At 66.1% G+C, this 19,223-nt stretch carries 16 protein-coding genes; 4 read left to right on the top strand and 12 right to left on the bottom strand.

The genetic code is table 11. The annotated features are described in order from the left end of the window. The first annotated feature begins 81 nt into the window (after positions 1-81). Together ACIP21_RS20930 and ACIP21_RS20935 are read left to right on the top strand one after the other, a co-directional pair. Positions 82-1,602, top strand: coding sequence for an FAD-dependent oxidoreductase (locus ACIP21_RS20930; RefSeq protein ID WP_400691497.1), 1,521 nt, complete (start codon positions 82-84; stop codon positions 1,600-1,602). Positions 1,603-1,707: 105 nt separating this feature from the next. Then, positions 1,708-3,606, top strand: coding sequence for a sigma-54-dependent Fis family transcriptional regulator (locus ACIP21_RS20935; RefSeq protein WP_400691500.1), 1,899 nt, complete (start codon positions 1,708-1,710; stop codon positions 3,604-3,606). Between the two features lie 91 nt (positions 3,607-3,697). On the opposite strand, the gene aldA is transcribed toward ACIP21_RS20935, so the two are convergent. Continuing rightward, the gene (gene aldA, locus ACIP21_RS20940; RefSeq protein WP_400691672.1) at positions 3,698-5,131 is read right to left on the bottom strand and encodes an aldehyde dehydrogenase; all 1,434 of its coding nucleotides are present in this window, start codon (positions 5,129-5,131) and stop codon (positions 3,698-3,700) included. 7 nt (positions 5,132-5,138) lie between these two features. Next, complete coding sequence (locus ACIP21_RS20945) at positions 5,139-7,307, bottom strand: PQQ-dependent dehydrogenase, methanol/ethanol family (RefSeq protein ID WP_400691502.1); 2,169 nt, start codon at positions 7,305-7,307, stop codon at positions 5,139-5,141. 262 nt (positions 7,308-7,569) lie between these two features. Between ACIP21_RS20945 and ACIP21_RS20950 the strand changes: the two genes are divergently transcribed. Together ACIP21_RS20950 and ACIP21_RS20955 are read left to right on the top strand one after the other, a co-directional pair. Beyond that, positions 7,570-8,580 (top strand): aldo/keto reductase, encoded by a 1,011-nt coding sequence (locus tag ACIP21_RS20950; RefSeq protein ID WP_400691505.1) that lies wholly within the window; start codon positions 7,570-7,572, stop codon positions 8,578-8,580. A 167-nt stretch (positions 8,581-8,747) separates the two neighbouring features. Beyond that, positions 8,748-9,845 carry an alkene reductase gene (locus tag ACIP21_RS20955; protein WP_400691508.1) on the top strand — a complete coding sequence of 366 codons (1,098 nt, stop codon included), beginning with the start codon at positions 8,748-8,750 and terminating at the stop codon, positions 9,843-9,845. A 68-nt stretch (positions 9,846-9,913) separates the two neighbouring features. Here ACIP21_RS20955 and ACIP21_RS20960 read toward each other — a convergent pair whose 3' ends face one another. The 10 genes from ACIP21_RS20960 to benA form a co-directional block, all read right to left on the bottom strand. Next, complete coding sequence (locus tag ACIP21_RS20960; protein ID WP_400691511.1) at positions 9,914-10,126, bottom strand: cold-shock protein; 213 nt, start codon at positions 10,124-10,126, stop codon at positions 9,914-9,916. A 184-nt stretch (positions 10,127-10,310) separates the two neighbouring features. Further along, positions 10,311-11,222, bottom strand: a complete 912-nt coding sequence (locus ACIP21_RS20965) for a LysR substrate-binding domain-containing protein (RefSeq protein ID WP_400691514.1) — start codon at positions 11,220-11,222, stop codon at positions 10,311-10,313. A 69-nt stretch (positions 11,223-11,291) separates the two neighbouring features. Next, a complete protein-coding gene (locus tag ACIP21_RS20970; RefSeq protein WP_400691517.1) occupies positions 11,292-12,347 on the bottom strand; it encodes a metal-dependent hydrolase in 1,056 nt (351 codons plus the stop codon). Positions 12,348-12,490: 143 nt separating this feature from the next. Next, the gene (gene catA / locus ACIP21_RS20975) at positions 12,491-13,405 is read right to left on the bottom strand and encodes a catechol 1,2-dioxygenase (RefSeq protein ID WP_400691519.1); all 915 of its coding nucleotides are present in this window, start codon (positions 13,403-13,405) and stop codon (positions 12,491-12,493) included. A 39-nt stretch (positions 13,406-13,444) separates the two neighbouring features. Further along, positions 13,445-13,735, bottom strand: a complete 291-nt coding sequence (catC, locus tag ACIP21_RS20980; RefSeq protein WP_400691522.1) for a muconolactone Delta-isomerase — start codon at positions 13,733-13,735, stop codon at positions 13,445-13,447. A gap of 160 nt (positions 13,736-13,895) precedes the next feature. Beyond that, positions 13,896-15,017: a muconate cycloisomerase family protein gene (locus tag ACIP21_RS20985; RefSeq protein WP_400691525.1), complete on the bottom strand. Its 1,122-nt coding sequence runs from the start codon at positions 15,015-15,017 to the stop codon at positions 13,896-13,898. 51 nt (positions 15,018-15,068) lie between these two features. Further along, on the bottom strand, positions 15,069-15,830 hold the full coding sequence (locus tag ACIP21_RS20990; RefSeq protein WP_400691527.1) for a 1,6-dihydroxycyclohexa-2,4-diene-1-carboxylate dehydrogenase: 762 nt from the start codon (positions 15,828-15,830) through the stop codon (positions 15,069-15,071). A 156-nt stretch (positions 15,831-15,986) separates the two neighbouring features. Then, positions 15,987-16,997, bottom strand: a complete 1,011-nt coding sequence (gene benC / locus ACIP21_RS20995; protein WP_400691529.1) for a benzoate 1,2-dioxygenase electron transfer component BenC — start codon at positions 16,995-16,997, stop codon at positions 15,987-15,989. 72 nt (positions 16,998-17,069) lie between these two features. Then, positions 17,070-17,555 carry a benzoate 1,2-dioxygenase small subunit gene (gene benB, locus ACIP21_RS21000; protein WP_400691532.1) on the bottom strand — a complete coding sequence of 162 codons (486 nt, stop codon included), beginning with the start codon at positions 17,553-17,555 and terminating at the stop codon, positions 17,070-17,072. Next, the gene (benA, locus tag ACIP21_RS21005; RefSeq protein WP_400691535.1) at positions 17,552-18,910 is read right to left on the bottom strand and encodes a benzoate 1,2-dioxygenase large subunit; all 1,359 of its coding nucleotides are present in this window, start codon (positions 18,908-18,910) and stop codon (positions 17,552-17,554) included. The genes benB and benA overlap by 4 nt, the downstream gene beginning before the upstream one ends. Positions 18,911-19,223 lie beyond the last annotated feature (313 nt).

Here is a 19,223-nt window from a genome sequence, read left to right on the forward strand (position 1 = left end):
TCCCCACCGATCGTCAGCCCAACGCATCCCTCCCTCCTGCCAAGCGTCAAATGGTTCCAAAGGCCCCTTTGGAGAAGCCAGATGACCCAGCACACCGTGGCCCGCCTCGACCAGCTCGACCCCAGGCGCCCCCTGCGCGTCCAGGCCGGCAACGAAGAACTGATCCTCATCCGCCAGGGCGACCAGGTCCATGCCTACCAAGGCAACTGTCCGCACGCCGGCGCCCCGCTGGAAGAAGGCGTGGTTTGCGGCGGCCTGCTGGTCTGCCCCTGGCACAAGGCCGCCTTCGCCGTCGACGAAGGTGCGGTCTGCGAGCCGCCGGCCCTGCTCGACCTGTGCCGTTACCGGGCCTGGGTCAAGGACGGCGAGGTGTGGGTCGATGACCAGCCCCTGCCGCACAGCGAACCGCCCCGCCACAGCGATGCGCGCACCTTCGTGGTGATCGGCGCCGGTGCCGCCGGGTCGGCTGCGGTCGCCACCCTGTTGGCCCATGGCTTCGGTGGCCACCTGATCTGGCTGGACCAGGAACGGCAACCGGCCTACGACCGTACCGCCTTGAGCAAGTTCGTCATTGCCGGCGAGATGCTGCCCGATGAAGTGCCTGCCCTGCTGGAGCCCGACCAGCTGCGCAAGGGGCACCTGGAACGGCGCTTCGGCAAGGTCCGGGCGCTGGATGCGAAAAAGCGCCAGATCACCCTTGCCGACGGCCAGCACCTCAGCTACGACGCGGCGCTGCTGGCCACTGGCGGCAAGCCGCTGCGCCCGGACATTCCGGGGGCCGACCTGACGGGTGTGATGACGTTGCGTTCTCGCGAGGATGCCGCCTGCCTGCTGGATTCGGCGCAGCCCGGGCAGCCGGTGGTAATCGTCGGCGATGGCTTCATCGGCCTGGAGGCGGCGGCAGCCCTGCGCACCTATGGCGCGCAGGTGCATGTGGTCACGCGTCACGAGGTGCCGCTGGCCAAGCAGCTGGGGGAACGCATCGGCCGCAACATCCGTGCGCTGCACGAACGCAAGGGCGTGCTGTTCCATGGCCCCACCGACGTGCGACGGGTGCTCGGGCATGAGCGGGTCGAGGCCGTGGAACTGGCCAATGGCGAGCGCTTGCCGACGACGCTGGTGCTGCTCGGCACCGGGGTCAGGCCGGCCACCGCGTTCGTCCATGGGGTTGCGTTGGCCGATGACCAGTCGCTGCCGGTCACGGCCGAGCTGCTGGCCGCCGAAGGCCTGTGGGCGGCCGGCGATATCGCCAGGTTTCCCCATGCCGGCCAGCCCGTGCGCATCGAGCACTGGCGCCTGGCCCAACAACACGGGGTGATTGCGGCCGCCAACATGCTGGGCGAGCAACGCCGCTACAACGACGTGCCATTCTTCTGGACCTATCAGCATGGGCGCACCTATGAAGTGCTGGGTCATGCGCGGAACTGGGAGCGGATCGAGTTTGTCGGGGAGCCGGAGAAAGGTGATTTCGTGGCGTTGCAGTGTGTAGGGGACCAGGTCGAGGCGGTGGTGGCCATGGGATATTCGGATGCCATGGCTACCTTGTCGCAGCGGATGAAAAGGCCGTTGGGCCTTGCAGAAGCCCTGGAGTTGATTGGCTAGCTTCGCTGGCCTCTTCGCGGGTTCACCCGCGAAAGGGCCGGCACAGGCAAGATAAAACCAGCTAAGGTTTCCCACACTCGAATAACAAGAACCCATGGAGCGCCCATGCCCGCTCAAACCCGCGCCAGGGAACTGGCCGCCTTCGTCGACTGCCACTTCCGCGACCGTGGCCCGATGCCGGAAACGCTGATCGCCGAGTCTTGGTATCGTAGCATCACTCAGCACCGCCTCGACCCCGAACGGCGTCACCTCGACAACATCCTCAGCGCCGCCGAGATCCGCCAGCACCAGGCCCAGCACGAGGCCTACCTGGCCATCGCCAGCCAGGGCGTCAGTGGCCTGGCCCGGCGCGTGGTGGACGCCGGCTTTGCCGTGCTGCTCAGTGACGCCGACGGCATCACCCTGGATGCCCGCCTGCCCGCCGATGCCCAGCGCTACACCCGCTCCGGGCTGGTGGTCGGGGCGCGCTGGGACGAGGCCATCGCCGGCACCAACGGCATCGGCACCGCACTGGCCGCGCAGCAGGCCCTGACCATCCACCGCCAGGAACACTTCCTGGCCGCCAATGCCCGGCTCAGTTGCTCGGTGTCGCCGATCTTCGACGCGCACAATCAACTGCTCGGCTGCCTGAATGCCACCTGCCTGTACAACGACGGCCCCAAGCAGGCCCAGCACCTGACCCTGCACCTGGTGAGCCTGTATGCCCGGCTGATCGAGAACAGCCACTTCCGCCAGCGCTACCGCGACCGCCTGACCCTGGCGCTGAAGCCCTGCGACGGCTTCGCCGACCTGGCCGCCGAACAACTGCTGGCGCTGGACGAGGCCGGCCGGGTGATTGGCGCCAATCGCGCGGCATTCCTGGCCCAAGGTGACACCGTGCTCGGCCAGCGCATCGACCGACTGCTGGACGCCGACATCGATCGGTTGCTCGACCTCACCCAAGGCGGCGCCCGTGGCACGCACTTGCGCAGCCACGACCAACGGCATTTGCTGGAGGTCGGCCTGCGCGTGCCCGCCGGCTACCGGCAGCCGGCCCAGGCGCCGCACACACCGGTGCGCGGCGAGCATCCCGGCCTCGAACAACTGGCCGGCCAGGACCCGCAGTTGCAGCAAGGCGTGCGTCGCCTGCGCAAGGTGCTGGACAAGGACATCGCCATCCTGCTCAACGGCGAAACCGGCACCGGCAAGGAGGCCTTCGCCCGCGCCCTGCACCAGGCCAGCCGACGCCGTGGCGAACCGTTCGTGGCCCTCAACTGCGCCGCGATCCCTGAATCGCTGATCGAAAGCGAGCTGTTCGGCTACCGTGCCGGCAGTTTCACCGGTGCCAGCCGCAAGGGCATGAAAGGCAAGCTGGAGCAGGCCAATGGCGGCACGTTGTTTCTCGACGAGATCGGCGACATGCCAGCACACCTGCAGACCCGGCTGCTGCGCGTGCTGGCCGAGCGCGAGCTGGTGCCATTGGGCGCCGAAAGGCCGGTACGGCTGGATGTGCAGGTGATCTCGGCGACGCACCAGGATCTGCCGGCGATGATCGCCCAGCAGCGCTTTCGCGAGGACCTTTATTACCGCTTGTGCGGGTTGCGCATGAGGCTGCCGGCGTTGCGTGAGCGCAGTGACCGGCGGGAACTGATCGAGGCGCTGTTGGCGGGTTTGTCAGGCGAGCTGCGCTTGAGCGATGACGCGCGGCACTGCTTGCTGTCGCATGCCTGGCCGGGGAATGTGCGGCAGTTGCTCAATGCGCTACGCCAGGCGGTGGCATTGGCTGAAGGTGGCGTCATCGAGCTGGCCGATCTGCCAGAGGAATTGCTGGAACGTGTTGCGGTTGCCAGCCCTTTGGCACTGGAGCAGCAGGTCGGGGATGTCGAGGCACGGCATCTGCTGGAGGTGTTGCGGCGTGAGCGCTGGAACATGAGTGCGGCGGCGGAGGCGGCAGGGATATCGCGGTCGACCTTGTACAGGAAGATGAAGCGCTACGGGATCGTTCAACCGAACCAGTTGGATTGACAGGGCTGGCCCTTTCGCGGCTAAAGCCGCTCCCACAGGGGCACTGCATTGCTGTAGGAGCGGCTTTAGCCGCGAAGAGGCCGGTACAGGCTTACCCCTGGATGTAAACCACCTGGGTGCGGGTGTATTCGTACAACCCATGCTTGCCATCGGCCCCGCCGATCCCGGACTTGCGCGCCCCGGCATGGAAGCCCTGCATGGCCTCGAAATTCTCCCGGTTGATGTAGGTCTCGCCAAAGTCGATCTCGCGGCAGGCCTTGAGCGCCGCATTCAGGTCGCGGGTATAGAGCGACGAGGTCAGCCCGTACTCGCTGTCGTTGGCCAGGCCGATCGCCTCGTCCAGGTCGTCCACTACCTGGATCGGCAACACCGGCCCGAAGATCTCCTTGCGCATGATCTCCATGTCGGCCTTGCAGCCGGCCAGCACCGTCGGCTGGTAATGGAACCCGGCGCCCAGGTCGGCGACCTGGCCTCCGGTTACCACCTGCGCGCCCTGCCCGACCGCCGTGCGCACCATCTGCGCCACCTTGTCGAGCCCGGCCTGGTTGATCAGCGGGCCCATGTCCAGGTCGGCCTGGCGCGACGGGTCGCCGAAACGGGTGGCGGCCATGGCCTGGGCAACCTTGTCGATGAACGCATCGGCCACCTTGCGCTCGACATACACGCGTTCGGCGCAGTTGCACACCTGGCCGGTGTTGATCACCCGCGAGGCGACGATGGCCTTCACCGCCAGGTCGAGGTCGGCGTCGGCCAGGACGATGGCCGGGGCCTTGCCGCCCAGCTCCAGGTTGAGCTTGGTGATGTTCGGCGCCGCCGCCGCCATGATCCGCGCGCCAGTGGCCACGCTGCCGGTGAAGCTGACCAGGTCGATGCCGGCGTGGCTCGACAGGCCATGGCCGACACTGGCGCCCTTGCCACCGACCACATTGAACACCCCGGCCGGCAGGTCGGTCTCGGCCACCAGCCTGGCGAATTCGAAGCAGTTGATCGGGGTTTCCTCGCTGGGTTTGATCACGATGGTGTTGCCGGTCAGCAAGGCCGGGGCCATCTTGCGGGCGATCAGGAAAAACGGGAAATTCCACGGCAGGATCCCCGCCACCACGCCGAGGGGCTTGCGCATCAGGAAGATGTGTTCCTGGGCACGGTCGCTGGTCAGCACCTCGCCTTCCAGGCGCCGCGCCCATTCGGCCATGTAGTCCAGGTAGTCGGCGGTGAAATCGACTTCCACCTGGGCCAGGCTCGGCACCTTGCCGCCCTCCTGGGTGATGATGCGCGCCAGGCGCTCGGCGTTGGCGCGCACCTTGGCGGCGAGCTGGCGCAGGTAGCCGGCGCGCTCGAGGGCGGTTTTCGCGGCCCAGCCTTTTTGCGCCCGGCGCGCTGCGGCGATGGCCCGCTCGACCTGCTCGGCGGGCGACTCCGGCACGCGGCCGAGCAACTGCCCATTGGCCGGGTTGTGCACCTCGATCAGCGCCTCGCTGGCGACGAACGCGTTGTCGATGAAGTTCTGATAAACCGGATCGGTCATGGTCATGTCACTCCTGTGGTTGGTTGTCGGCCAGCGGCGGCTGGGCCGCCGGCCTGGCGCTGAACTGCTGCCAGGCGTTGCCTTCACGCTTGAGGTCGTGGGCGCGCTTGATCAGGTACTGGTGCACCTGCTCGACCTGCTCGGGCTTGAGGTTGTCGGCAAACGACGGCATGCCGTCCGGCACCCGGCCGCCGTAGAGGATGCCGAGGAACATCTGGTGCTTTTCGGCAGTGAGCTTGCGCAGGTCCGGCAGCACGCCACCACTGACCGCGTGGATGCCGTGGCATTGCGAGCAGTTGCCGTCGTACAGCGCAGCGCCGGCGGCGACGGTCTGCGCATCGGCGGTCAGCGCGGGTGGTTCCGGTGCGTTGGCCGGTGGCGCCGGCTCACGCAGCTTGGCGGTGCCGCCGAGCTTGTAGGTCAGGACCTGGGAGAACGGCTGCACCCCGGCACGCAGCGACAAGGCGCCGGCGAAGGTGGAGAACGCCCCGCCCCAGCCGGCCATGAAGGTCACGTACTGCTCGCCGTCCACCGAGTAGGTGATCGGTGCCGCCATCACGCCGCTGGCCGCGGGCGACTCCCAGAGCTTCTTGCCCGAGTCGGCGGCATAGGCGATCACCCGGCCATCGGCGCTGCCCTCGAACACCAGATTGCCGGCGGTGCTCAGGGTGCCGCCGTTGAAAATGGTGATGTACGGGACTTCCCAGGCCGGCGCCTGTTTCACCGGGTCCCAGGCGATCAGCTTGCCGGACCAGGTCTTGGCCATTTCCAGCAAGCCGTCGGCGCCTTCGGGCATCATCCCGGTGCGCAGGCCCAGCTGGTAGACGCTCTTGAACGGGTTACGCTTCGGCGCCTCGGGAATGTGCTGGTAGTAGGCCGACATGATGTGCGCCGGGATATACACCAACCCGGTCTGCGGGTTGTAGGACATCGGGTGCCAGTCATGGGCGCCCCAGAACGCCGGGGTCACCAGGCGGCGCTTGTCGTCCTTCCAGTAGGCCGCCGCGTCCTCGTCGAGGATCGGCCGGCCGGTCTTCATGTCGATGCCCTTGGCCCAGTTCACCGGCACGATGTTCTTCGCCGACAGCAACTCGCCGGTGGCGCGGTCGAGCACGTAGAAGAAGCCGTTCTTCGGCGCCTGCATCAGTACCTTGCGCGGCTTGCCGTCGATCGGCAGCTCGGCCAGGATCATGTGCTGGGTGGCGGTGAAATCCCAGGCATCGCCTGGAGTGGTCTGGTAGTGCCAGGCGTATTCGCCGGTGTCGGCGTCGACCGCGACGATCGACGACAGGAACAGGTTGTCGCCCTTGGCCTGGCTGCGCCATTTCGGGTCCCACATCGAGCCATTGCCGACGCCGATGTACAGCAGGTTCAGCTCGGGGTCGTAGGCGAACGAGTCCCAGGCCGTGCCGCCACCGCCCCACTCGACGAAGGCATCGCCGTGCCAGGTCTTGGCGGCGATGGCCATGGCCTTGTTTTCCGGCGGCAGCTTCGGGTCGCCCGGCACGGTGAAGAAGCGCCAGGCCTGCTTGCCGGTCTCGGCATCGTAGGCCGTCACGTAGCCGCGCACGCCGAACTCGGCACCGCCGTTGCCGATGATGACCTTGCCGTTCACCACCCGGGGGGCGCCGGTGATGGTGTAGCTGCGTTTGTGGTCGTCGCGGGTATCCACCGACCAGACGCGCTGGCCGGTCTTGGCATCGATGGCCTCCAGGCGGCCGTCGAGCACGCCGACATAGACCTTGCCCTGCCACACCGCCACGCCGCGGTTGACCGCATCGCAACAGGCCTCGCCGGCGCGCTGGCGGTCCGATTGCGGGTCGTACTTCCACAGCAGCTTGCCGTTGCGTGCGTCCAGGGCGTAGACCACCGAGAACGGCCCGGTGGTGTACATCACCCCGTCGACCACGATCGGCGTGGCTTCCACCCCACGGTCAAGGTCGAGCTTGTAGCTCCAGGCCAGGCCGAGCTGGTTGACGTTGTGCTGGTCGATCCCTTTGAGCGGGCTGTAGCGTTGCTCGTCGTAGGTACGGCCATGGCTCATCCAGTTGCCGGGTTCCTTGTCGGCATCGATGATGCGCTGGCCATCGACCTCGGCGGCGAAGGCCGGCGTGCTGCAGGCCAGGGCCAGCGTCAGGCAGTGGAAGAAAAGGCGGTGCGGGCCGGTTCGGTTCATGCTCGGTTCTCCGTTCTTGTTATGGCGACACCGCGGCAGGCGTCGGGCAAGGACAGAGCAACGGCTGTGCCAGCGTCCTGAAAGTTTCATGCAACCCCCGAAGTAGAGCGCTCCGGGCTCAAGGCGAGAGAAACCGCGGCGAGGCCATGGCTGGCGCAGGGGCGACACAGCTGGCGCAGCCCTGACACACCTGTGCCAGCCTTTCAAAGCCCGGCGGTTGTGTGTAAAACAAGCCGATCACTCCCCGCGAAGGACACCCGGCATGATCTACCGTCCCCTTGGCCAATCCGGCCTGCAAGTCTCCGCCCTGACCCTGGGCAGTATGATGTTCGGCGAGCAGACCGGCACCGAAGATGCATTGCGGATCATCGACAAGGCCTGGGACCAGGGCATCAACTTCATCGACACCGCCGACGTGTACAACGCCGGGCGTTCGGAAGAAATCGTCGGAGAAGCGGTAGCCCGCCATCGCCAGGACTGGGTTGTCGCCTCCAAGGTCGGCATGGGCGCAACCGATGGCCTGCCCAACCGCAGCGGGCTGTCGCGCAAGCACATCTTCAACGGCATCGATGCCAGCCTGACACGCATGCGCCTGGACTACCTGGACCTCTATTACCTGCACCGCGAGGACCACAAGGTGCCGCTGGAGGAAACCGTGCGGGCCATGGGTGACCTGCTGCAGCAGGGCAAGATCCGCTACTGGGGCGTGTCCAACTACCGCGGCTGGCGCATCGCCGAGATCTGCCACGTCGCCGAGCGCCTGGGCGTGGCCAAGCCGGTGGTGAGCCAGCCGCTGTACAACATCGTCAACCGCCAGGCCGAGCCCGAACAGCTGACGGCAGCGGCGTACCACGGGTTGGGCGTGGTGCCGTTCAGCCCGCTGGCCCGGGGCGTGCTCAGTGGCAAGTACGCACCCGGGGCGACACCTGAAGCCGGCAGCCGCGCCGCGCGGCAGGACAAGCGCATCTTGGAAGTGGAATGGCGCCAGGAGTCGCTGGCCATTGCCCGGCAGTTGCAGGACTACGTGCAGGCCAAGGGCGTGGGGCTGGTGGAGTTCGCCATCGCCTGGGTGCTCAACAGCCAGCTGGTGAGTTCGGCCATCGTCGGGCCGCGCACCGAGGCGCAGTGGGATACCTATGGTGGGGCGCTGGAGGTGAAGATCACGGCAGAGGACGAAGCATTCGTCGATTCGCTGGTGACGCCGGGGCATGCGTCGACGCCGGGCTTCAATGATGTGGCGCATTTTGTCAGTGGGCGTGTCGCCCGGCGCTGAATGTTCTCCTGTCCTGGCCTCTTCGCGGCTAAAGCCGCTCCTGCAGCCGCGAAGAGGCCAGATCAGGCAAACCCCATTGGGGAGCTCTACGCCGGGGTCCCGGTCCCCCCTTTCCCCAATCTTCCGAGTATCGTTCGCGCCATTGGTTTTCCACCTCTGGAGCAGCAATGAAACTCTTGCAACCCTTGCAGATCGGCCCCCTGACCCTGCCCAACCGCGTGTTCATGGCCCCCCTCACCCGCCTGCGCAGCCTGGAACCGGGCGACGTGCCGACGCCGATGATGGCCGAGTACTACCGCCAGCGCGCCAGCGCCGGCCTGATCATCACCGAAGCCACGCAGATTTCCTTCCAGGCCAAGGGTTACTCGGGTTCGCCGGGCATCCACAGCGCCGAACAGATCGCCGCCTGGAAAGCGGTCAACGCAGGCATCCATGCCGACGGCGGCCACAGCGCGGTGCAGGTCTGGCATACCGGCCGGGTGTCGCACACCTCGCTGCAACCCGATGGCGCGGCGCCGGTCGCGCCGTCTGCGCTGCCCGCCAATGCCCGCACCACCCTGCGTGACGGGCAAGGCAACCTGATGCGCGTGGAAACCTCCACCCCGCGCGCCCTGAGCGAAGACGAAATCGCCACCATCGTCGCCGACTTCGGCCAGGCGGCAGTCAACGCCCGCGAAGCCGGTTTCGACTTCATCGAACTGCATGCCGCCCACGGCTACCTGCTGCACCAGTTCCTCACCCCGAGCGCCAACCAGCGCGAAGACCGCTACGGCGGCAGCGTCGAGAACCGTGCCCGTATCGTCCTCGAAGCGGTGGATGCCGCGATTGCCAACTGGAGCGCCGAGCGCGTGGGCATTCGCGTGTTCCCGCTGGGTGGCTTCAATGGCGTGGACAACGGCGAAGACCAGGAAGCCGCAGGCCTGTACCTGATCAAGGAACTGGCCAAGCGCAACCTGGCCTACCTGCACCTGTCCGAGCCGGACTGGGCAGGCGGCAAGCCGCTGCGCGATGCATTCCGTGAACAGATTCGTGCGGCGTACCCGGGCGTGATCATTGCCGCAGGTGCCTACACTGCGGAAAAAGGCGAAGACCTGATCGGTCGGGGCCTGATCGATGCGGTGGCGTTCGGGCGCAGCTACATTGCCAACCCGGACCTGGTGGAGCGCTTGCGCCTGCAGGCGCCATTGAACCCGCACCGGGCGCAGTTCGACTACGCCAACGGGCCCGAAGGCTATACGGACTACCCGTTCCTGCAACGGGCATGACCCACGGCCAGGCAGAATAGAAAAGGGGGCGGCGAACGGCCCCCTTTTTCAATCGCTGACGCTCGGGTTCAATCGGTTTTCACCTGGGCGGCCTGCATCCCTTTCTGTCCCTTCTCGGCAACGAAGCTCACCTTCTGGCCTTCTTTCAACGATTTGAAGCCGTCCGACTCGATTGCCTTGAAATGAACGAACAGGTCATCACCACCACCGTCCGGGGTAATGAAGCCAAAGCCTTTCTCGTCATTGAACCATTTAACAGTTCCGGTCTGTCTGTTGGACATGCGTTGAATCCTCGTTCGCTGGCAGCCTGCTGCAGTTGACTGACCCCCCATGTGACCTGGCGAATGACAGGTTCCACGTCCTATTGGAGTCAGCCATTCAATTAAAAGGCAGCCCTGGCAATTTTGCCAGTACCGCCTGTGCTCCATCTGCCCTACCGTGGCGGGATTTGCCTGGACGTCCCGGTCAGTCTTCCCAGGGCACGCCTTGCTCCCAGGTGGCCACCAGCAGGTCGATGAACCCGCGTACCCGCGGCGACAGGTGCCGCTTGCTCGGGTAGACCACACGAATCGGATCCGCCGGGGGGCGGTAATCCTGCAGCACCTCCTGCAAGGTACCGGCGCGCAGGTCGTCGCCGGTGATGTAGGTGGGCAGGTGAATCAGGCCGAAGCCGGCCCGCGCGCCGTCGAGCATGGCCTCGGAACTGTCGATGTTCAGGCGCCCTGGCTCCTCGCACAGGTGCAGCCCTTCGGCGCTGTGGAAACGCCAGGGCATGGACTTCTCGCCGGTCAGGAAGGCGATCTTGTCGTGGCCATAGAGGTCCGCCGGCACCTGGGGTACCCCGTGCAGGCGCAGGTACTCGGGCGATGCGCAGGTGACGAACTGCTGCCAGGCGACCGTGCGGGTCAGCAATTGCGAGTCTTCCTTGGGGGCACCGATACGCACGGCAACGTCGATGCCCTCCTCGACCAGGTCGACGAAGCGGTCGGTGAAGCGAATGTCGGCGCGCAGCTCCGGCCACTGCTTGAGGTAGTCATCGAGAATCGGCAGCACATGGCGCTGGCCCAACGACAGCGGCGCAGTCAGGCGCAAGGTGCCGGTCGGCTTGCCACGGCGCAGGGCCATGGTGCTTTCCACCTCGTCCAGGTCGTCGAGGATCTGCCGCCAGCGCTCGAAGGCCACCAGCCCTTCGTCGGTCAGGCTCAGCTTGCGCGTGGTACGGTTGAGCAGGCGCACCGCCATGCGCGCTTCCAGGCGGGCGATGCTCTTGCCCACCGCCGAGCGGGTCAGGCCCAGGCTGGCTGCCGCGGCGGTGAAGCTGCCGGCCTTCACGGCGCTGACGAAGGCGGCGATGTCGCCGAAGCGGTTGGGTTCCATGGCAGGTTCCTGGGCAAACTGAAGACCGGCTTAGATGGGTACGAATCCCGGTATTGCAAGGGCAGGCATTCAGCGCTCGGTCCAGCTGGCCAGTGGCAACGGCGGCCGCTGGTCGAGAATGCGCCGCCAGATCAGCACCAGGTCAGCGCCGTTGAACATTGCGCCGACGCCCGGCCCCGTCCAGCGCGTGGGCGTGTCGGCCCGCCACTGCCCCTGGTCATCGCGATGGGCCATGTTGAAGCGGAACGTGTAGTTGCCGGGGATGCCCATGCGCAGGTCGGTGACCACCAACTGGTCGCCCACCACGTCGTAGCGCAGCCAGTCACCGGTGAACCAGCGCAGGCGCTGGAGCAACGGTGCATCCTGCACCGCCTTGCCCGCCTCCAGGTTCAGCGGCAGGCGCTGCATTTCCGGTGGGTCACGGTCGAAGGTGCTGCTGATACCCTCGTAGTAGTAGCCGTCCGGGGTCTTGGCCAGCACCCGCCAGACCAGGCTGTTGAAGGCGATGGGCACGGCGCGCACTTCGCTGGGGTGGATGCCTTGCTGTTGGAGGGCCGACTCGAAGCGCTGCTCCGCCGCCATGCGCCCAGCCAGGCCGAAGCCCAGGTAGGCGGTGCTGAATGCCAGTGCCAGGCCCAACACCGTAAAGGCCCTGCCCTTCAAGCCCTTGAAGGCCGCGTACAGCACAGCCGCCAGCAGTGGCACGGTGTAGACCGGGTCGATGATGAACACCGCCGCCCAGCTCAGCGGGGTGAAGTGCAGGGGCCAGAACAGTTGGGTGCCATAGACCGTGAAGGCATCCAGGATCGGGTGGGTCACCAGCACCAGCCAGAACGCCAGGAACAGGCGTGGCAGCGTGTAGCCCTGGTCGGGCCAGCGCCTTCGGGCCAGCGTGTTGACCAGCCAGGCGAGCAGCAAGGCCAGGCCGGTCAGCACGAAGAGGGAATGGGAAAAGCCACGATGATAGGTCATCTGCGACACCGGGTCGGCGTAGCGGATCACCACGTCCAGGTCCGGCACGGTACCCAGGGCAGCGCCGTAGAGCAGTGAACGGCGGCCCTGGATACGGCCGAGTACCGTGCCCTGGAGGGCGGCGCCAAGTACGGCTTGGGTGATCGAGTCCACGGCTGGGCTTCCTGGAGGCAATGGTGGAAACCTAACCCTGTCAGGCCGCAAGGTGCAAACACTGGAGTGTGACAACACCTGTACTGGCCTCTTCGCGGGTAAACCCGCTCCCACAGAGACCGCGTCGGGCTCAGTCTGGTGGATCAGGCCTCCTGCAAGGCCCGAGGCCTGCTGCTGCGTTGTTCGTCCTCGCTGGCCTGGGCCTTCTGCAGCTGGAAGTCGAACTTCAGCTCGGCATGGCGACCATTGGCGCCCTCATGGAACACCACCTCGCCCACCAGCCCATCGCGCGTGGCGTAGGCAAAGTCATCCCACAGGTATTTGTCGCCCGACAGGTTGATCTGCGTGGTCAGGTGCCGATGCCCCGGCGCCGAGATGAAGAAGTGCACGTGCGCCGGACGCTGGCCGTGGCGGCCGAGCAGGTCCAGGCATTCCTGGGTCGGCCCCTGCGGGTCGCAGCCGTAGCCGGACGGCACGATCGAACGCGCCCGGTAACGGCCTTCGGCGTCGGTGACGATGCGCCGGCGCAGGTTGTATTCGGACTGGCTCGGGTCGAAGAACGAATAGGTGCCGCGGGAATTGGCATGCCACAGGTCGACCGTGGCACCCGCCAGCGGCTGGCCCTGTGGGCCGAACACCTGGCCTTCGAGGTACATCGCCGTGGCCACGCCCTGCTCGCTGCCGTCGTCCATGCGCGCTTCACCCTGGGTCAGTGGCGCGCCAGCCACGTAAAGCGGGCCTTCGATGGTGCGCGGGGTGCCCCCGGTGAGGCCGGCCTGGGCATCCTTGGCGTCCTGTAGCAGGTCGAGGAAGTGCTCGACGCCAAGGCCCGCCACCAGCAGCCCGGCCTCGCCACGCCCGCCGAGGCGGTTGAGGTAGTCGACGGCGTGCCAGAACTCGTCCTCGGTGATTTCCAGGTCTTCGATCAGGCGCGCGGTGTCCTGCAGCACACGCTGGATGATGCACTTCAGGCGCGGGCTGCCCTCATCGTTGCCGAAACCGGCGGCTTGCTGGAAAAACGTCTGAATGTCGGCAGTGTGGGAAATTTTCACGGTCATGATGGGTTTCCTCGTCTTGTTCTTGTGCGAAGTTGCGAATTAGCGATCGTCGCTGTGGATCGACGAGGGGTGGCGGCACAGGCCGTCGACCTCGATGTCCATGTACGGGAACAGCGGCAGCTGCATCAGCGTGTCGTGCAGTGCCTCGACGCTGGGCAGGTCGAACACGCTGTAGTTGGCGTAGTGCCCGGCAATACGCCAGAGGTGGCGCCAGCTGCCCTCGCGCTGCAGGCGCTGGGCCAGTTGCTTTTCGTCGGCCTTGAGTTGGCTGGCCTTGGCCGGGTCCATATCGACCGGCAGCTTCACGGTCATCTTCACGTGGAACAGCATGGTGTTTCTCCTGTCTTGCAGAATGTTCAAAGGCTGGCACGGTTAATGTGGGAGCGGGTTTACCCGCGAACACGGGCGAAGCCCGTGCCATCCATCGCGTCGCCTGCTTCGCGGCTAAAGCCGCTCCCACAGGGGCTGTGTCTTCCTTCAGCCCGTGGTTTCAGTGGCGGGTGAAACGCGCCAGGCGGTGTTCGTCCAGGGTCAGGCCCAGGCCTGGGGTGCGCGGGACGTGCAGCTCGAAATCGCGGTACTGCGGCGGCTCGTTGACGATTTCTTCGGTCAGCAGCAGCGGGCCGAACAGTTCGGTGCCCCAGGTCAGCTGGCGCAGGGTGAGGAAGGCATGGGCCGAGGCCAGGGTGCCGATCGAGCCTTCGAGCATGGTCCCGCCGTACAGCGCGATGCCGGCAGCCTCGGCGATCTGCGCGGTGCGCAGCACGGCGCGTGGGCCACCGTTCTTGGCGATCTTCAGGGCGAAGATGCTGGCGGCGCCGTCCGCCGCCAGGCTGAAGGCATCCTCGACGCTCTCGATCGACTCGTCGGCCATGATCGGCGCCGGGCTGCGCTGGTTCAGGCGCACCTGGCCGGCGCGGTTGATGCGCGAGATCGGCTGTTCGATCAGGTCGATGCCGTTGTCGCCCAGCACCTGGCAGGCGCGGATGGCTTGCGATTCATCCCAGTACTGGTTGACGTCGACCCGCACGCTGGCGCGCTCGCCCAGTTCGCGCTTGATCGCCACCACGTGTTTCAGGTCCTGCTCCAGCGGGTTGGCGCCGATCTTCAGCTTGAACACCCGGTGCCGGCGGGCCTCCAGCATGTGTTCGGCTTCGGCGATGTCGCGGGCGGTGTCGCCGCTGGCCAGGGTCCAGGCCACTTCCAGGCTGTCGCGCACGCGGCCACCGAGCAGCTCGCTGACCGCCAGGCCCAGGCGCTTGCCCTGGGCGTCGAGCAAGGCGCTCTCGATGCCGGACTTGGCGAAGGTGTTGCCCTTGGCCAGCTTGTCGAGCTTGAGCATGGCGGCATTGATGTTGTCGGCGGGCATGCCGATCAGCGCCGGCGCCAGGTGCGTGTCGAGGTTGGCCTTGATGCCCTCGGGGCTCTCGTAGCCGTAGGCCAGGCCGCCAATGGTGGTGGCCTCGCCGATGCCCTCGACGCCGTCGCTGCAGCGCAGGCGCAGCACCACCAGGGTCTGCTGCTGCATCGTGTGCATGGCCAGCTTGTGCGGGCGAATGGTCGGCAGGTCGACGATCAGCGCGTCCAGCCGTTCGATGGTCGGGCTTGTCATGAAAAGCTCCAGTTCAGTCGTGCAGAGAAGCGGCGCCGGCAGGGATGGCCCTCAGCCGAGGTCGCCACCGCCCACCGGCAGGGTCACGCCGGTGATGTAGGAGGCCTCGTCGGAGGCCAGGAAAAGAATGGCGCCGACCTGTTCGTCGATGCTGCCGTAGCGGTGCATCAGGCTGCTGTCGAGGGTCTGGTCGACGATCTGCTGGTACCAGGCCTGGTCCTGCTCGCTCTGCGCGTCGGTGTTGCGCGGCACGCGGCGAGGTGGCGCCTCGGTGCCGCCGGGGGCGGTGGCGTTGACGCGGATGCCACGGCCGGCGGTTTCGAAGGCCAGGCAAGCCGTGAGGGCGTTGACGCCGCCCTTGGCCGCGCCGTAAGGCACGCGGTTGATGCCGCGGGTGGCGATCGACGAGACGTTGACGATGGCGCCCTGGCCGCGTTCGAGCATGTACGGCAGCGCGGCGTGGCAGCACCACAGGGTGGGGAACAGCGAGCGGCGCACTTCGGCTTCGATCTGCGCGACTTCGTAGTGCTCGAACGGCTTGGCCCAGATGGTGCCGCCGACGTTGTTGACGAGGATGTCGAGGCGGCCGAAGGTTTGCACCGCGGTGGCCATGACCCGGGCGCACTCGTCGTGCAGTTCGAGGTCGGCGGTGAGGGTCAGCATGCCCTCCCCGGCCAATTCGTGGACCAGTTCGGAGCGGTCCACCGCCACCACCTGCGCGCCTTCGGCCTTGAGCCGCCAGCACACGCCACGGCCGATGCCCTGGGCGGCGCCGGTGACCAGTGCGACCTTGCCTTGAAATCTGTTGTTCATCATCTATCTCCGCTTCTGCGCCCGACACTGTGGGAGCGGGTTTACCCGCGAATGCGTCAGACCGGACACCGCCGCTGGACCTGCTGGCCTCTTCGCGGGTAAACCCGCTCCCACAGGGGGCGGTGTTGTCTTCGGAATTGAAAGCCTCAAGGAGTCTCAGGCCGCCGCCGCGAACTTCTCGTAATAGAAGTTCGCCGGGACAATGCCTTGCTCGCGCAGGTACTGGCTCACCGCATCGACCATCGGCGGTGGCCCGCACAGGTACACATCCACATCGCCCTCGTTCAGGTGCACAGGTTCGATGTGCTGGGTCACGTAGCCCTTCTGCGGGTGCTGGCTGTCGGGGTTGGCCACGCAGGCGCTGAAGGTGAAGTTGGGAATGCGCGCGGCCAGTGCCTGCAAGCGGTCGAGCTCGACCAGGTCGAAGTCGTTGGTGACCCCGTAGATCAGGTGCAGCGGGTGCTCGCTGCCCTGCTCGGCGACCTTCTCCAGCATCGCCGTGAACGGCGCCAGGCCGGTGCCGCCGGCCAGCAGCAACAGCGGACGCTGGATCGGCCGCAGGTAGAAGCTGCCCAACGGGCCGGCCAGGCTCATGCTGTCGCCGGCCTTGGCCAGACCAGTGAGGAAGCTGCTCATCAGGCCGCCCGGCACATTGCGGATCAGGAAGCTGACTTCGCCGTCCTTCGGCAGCGAGCTGAAGGAGTAGGCGCGGCTCTGGTCGCTGCCCGGCACCTTGAGGTTGACGTACTGCCCCGGCAGGAAGGCCAGGCGGCTCAGCGCCTCGCCCTTGATCGACAAGGCAATGGTGCTGGCCGACAGTTGCCGCACGGCGCTGATGGCCGCCTCGAAGCTGGCCTGCTCGGTCTTGCACAGTTGCGACGAGGCCGGGATGCGTACCACGCAGTCGCTCTCGGCACGCATCTGGCAGGTCAGCACGTAGCCTTCGGCGATTTCGTCCTCGCTCAGGGCGTCTTCGATGAAGTTGTCGCCCAGGTCGTAGCGCCCGGATTCGGCCTTGCACTTGCAGGTGCCGCAAGCGCCGTCGCGGCAGTCCAGCGGGATGTTGATGCCTTGGCGGTAGGCGGCGTCGGCCACGGTTTCATGGCCGCTGGCCTCGATGAAGCGGGTCACCCCGTCTTCGAAATTAAGCGCGATCTGGAAGCTCATGTTGCACCTCGCGGGCGAGCCTGGCCGCAGCGCACCCCTTTGGGCGCACCGAGCGGCTCGCGTTACCTCGGATCAGATGTGGTAGATGTCGATGACCTGACGCACGTAGTCGTTCTTCAGCACCACCTTCTTGGCCTTGATCAGCGGCTGCCCGCCGCGCAGGTCGAGGCTGTAGAAGCTGCTGCCGAAGTAGCTGTCGGTGGTCTTGTAGCGAAAGCTCAGGGTGTGCCAGTTGAACCGCACCTGGCAGCTGTCCTCGCCCTGTTCGACGATCTCGATGTTGCTGATGTTGTGCGATGTGCGGGTGTCCGGCACGGTCGCACTGGAGCGCTCGGTCTTGATGCGGAACACGCGGTCCTCGAGGCCGCCGCGGTTGCCGTACCAGATCAGCGAGATCTCGCTCTGGGGGTCTTCGGTGAGGGTGTCGTCATCGTCCCAGGACGGCATCCAGAAGGTCGCGTCGCTGGCGTACAGCTCCAGCCACTGGTCCCACTGGGCGTCGTCCAGGTAGCGCGCCTCGCGGTAGAGAAAGTCGCGCACGGTGTCATGCAGGCTCATGGCACGGCCTCCACGGGGATCAACGGGGTCTGTTGTTCGAGGGCCTTGAGCAGGGTGTCCTGCCAGTACTTGTGCTGCAGCACGAACAGGCCTTCGTCCTCGGTGCGCACGCCCGACAGCAGCGGCTTGAGCTGGATGTCCCGGGCGGCGTCATCGGCCCCTTCGACCCAGTGCCGGGCGCCGCGGGACATGTCGTTCCAGCCGCTGCCGCCGCCGTAACCGGTCTGGCACGAGCGGAACTCTTCCAGGTCATCCGGGGTGGCCATGCCGCTGACGTTGAAGAAGTCTTCGTACTGGCGGATGCGCTGGGCACGGGCGTCGGCGCTCTCGCCTTTCGGTGCGATGCAGTAGATGGTGATTTCGGTCTTGTTCACCGAAATCGGCCGGGCGATGCGGATCTGCGAGCTGAACTGGTCCATCAGGTACACGTTCGGGTACAGGCACAGGTTGCGCGAGTTCTCGATCATCCAGTCGGCGCGGGCCTGGCCGAAATCGGCGGCCAGTTGCTCACGGCGCTCGAAGGCCGGGCGGTCCTCGGGGTTGGCCCAGCGGGTCCAGAGCAGCAGGTGGCCGTGTTCGAACGAGTAGAAGCCGCCGCCTTGCTTGGCCCAGGCGCCGGCACTCATGGTCTTGATCTCGTCACCCGCCTCGCGCTGCTTGCGCTGGTTCTGGGTGGCGGCGTAGTTCCAGTGCACGGAGCTGACGTGGTAGCCGTCGGCGCCGTTCTCGGCGGTGAGCTTCCAGTTGCCTTCGTAGATGTAGGAACTGGCGCCACGCAGCACTTCCAGGCCTTCGGGGGACTGGTCGACGATCATGTCGATGATCTTCGCCGACTCGCCCAGGTGCGCCAGCAGCGGCTTGACGTCGGCGTTCAGGCTACCGAACAGGAAGCCGCGGTACGACTCGAAGCGTGCCACCTTGGTCAGGTCGTGGGAGCCGTCGCAGTTGAAGCTGTCGGGGTAGCCGGCATTGCTCGGGTCCTTGACCTTGAGCAGCTTGCCGCTGTTGTTGAAGGTCCAGCCGTGGAACGGGCAGGTGTAGCTGGAGCGGTTGCCGCGCTTGTGCCGGCAGAGCATCGCGCCGCGGTGGCTGCAGGCATTGAGAAAGGCATTGAGTTCGCCGTCCTTGTTGCGCGCGATGAAGATCGGCTGGCGCCCCATGGTCAGGCTGAGGAAGTCGTTTTTTTCCGGGATCTGGCTTTCATGGGCCAGGTAGATCCAGTTGCCCTCGAAGATGTGTTGCATCTCCAGATCGAACAGGCGCGGGTCGGTGAACATTTCGCGTTTGCAGCGATAGACGCCCGTTTCGCGATCGTCCTCGAGCATGGCATTGAGGTAGTCGAATCCCAGGGACATGGCCAGGGTCTCCAATTGTTATTGTTCAGGCCGGGTCAGGTTAGGGTTTGCCTTGGGCTGGCAATATCCAGTGGCTGCAGAGTGCTATCCGTTTTCTGCAATTATCGAAGCGATAGCATTTATCCATTGAACAGTGCCCACCGGCTGAAGTAAGCTCGGGCTCATTCACTGGAGAGCAACATGCCGAAACACACCCGCAACCACGCCAACCACACCGGTCGCAGCCTGCGCCCTGTGCGGGCCGTTGCCGGTCGTCAGGCGGCTGCAGGCTTTTATTTTGGGTATTGGTTTAGCCACTAGGCGCCGATTACCC

Origin of the sequence: Pseudomonas sp. NPDC089401 (assembly GCF_044749485.1) — a bacterium.
Lineage (GTDB): Bacteria > Pseudomonadota > Gammaproteobacteria > Pseudomonadales > Pseudomonadaceae > Aquipseudomonas.

What these genes read in the sequence shown, in the direction of transcription:
- ACIP21_RS20945 (WP_400691502.1), bottom strand. Translation starts at nt 7,307, where the DNA reads ATGAACCGAACCGGCCCGCACCGCCTTTTCTTCCACTGCCTGACGCTG.
- ACIP21_RS20955 (WP_400691508.1), top strand. Translation starts at nt 8,748, where the DNA reads ATGAAACTCTTGCAACCCTTGCAGATCGGCCCCCTGACCCTGCCCAAC.
- catA (WP_400691519.1), bottom strand. Translation starts at nt 13,405, where the DNA reads ATGACCGTGAAAATTTCCCACACTGCCGACATTCAGACGTTTTTCCAG.
- ACIP21_RS20935 (WP_400691500.1), top strand. Translation starts at nt 1,708, where the DNA reads ATGCCCGCTCAAACCCGCGCCAGGGAACTGGCCGCCTTCGTCGACTGC.
- ACIP21_RS20930 (WP_400691497.1), top strand. Translation starts at nt 82, where the DNA reads ATGACCCAGCACACCGTGGCCCGCCTCGACCAGCTCGACCCCAGGCGC.
- benC (WP_400691529.1), bottom strand. Translation starts at nt 16,997, where the DNA reads ATGAGCTTCCAGATCGCGCTTAATTTCGAAGACGGGGTGACCCGCTTC.
- benA (WP_400691535.1), bottom strand. Translation starts at nt 18,910, where the DNA reads ATGTCCCTGGGATTCGACTACCTCAATGCCATGCTCGAGGACGATCGC.
- catC (WP_400691522.1), bottom strand. Translation starts at nt 13,735, where the DNA reads ATGCTGTTCCACGTGAAGATGACCGTGAAGCTGCCGGTCGATATGGAC.
- ACIP21_RS20990 (WP_400691527.1), bottom strand. Translation starts at nt 15,830, where the DNA reads ATGAACAACAGATTTCAAGGCAAGGTCGCACTGGTCACCGGCGCCGCC.
- aldA (WP_400691672.1), bottom strand. Translation starts at nt 5,131, where the DNA reads ATGACCGATCCGGTTTATCAGAACTTCATCGACAACGCGTTCGTCGCC.
- ACIP21_RS20950 (WP_400691505.1), top strand. Translation starts at nt 7,570, where the DNA reads ATGATCTACCGTCCCCTTGGCCAATCCGGCCTGCAAGTCTCCGCCCTG.
- ACIP21_RS20985 (WP_400691525.1), bottom strand. Translation starts at nt 15,017, where the DNA reads ATGACAAGCCCGACCATCGAACGGCTGGACGCGCTGATCGTCGACCTG.
- ACIP21_RS20965 (WP_400691514.1), bottom strand. Translation starts at nt 11,222, where the DNA reads ATGGAACCCAACCGCTTCGGCGACATCGCCGCCTTCGTCAGCGCCGTG.
- ACIP21_RS20960 (WP_400691511.1), bottom strand. Translation starts at nt 10,126, where the DNA reads ATGTCCAACAGACAGACCGGAACTGTTAAATGGTTCAATGACGAGAAA.
- benB (WP_400691532.1), bottom strand. Translation starts at nt 17,555, where the DNA reads ATGAGCCTGCATGACACCGTGCGCGACTTTCTCTACCGCGAGGCGCGC.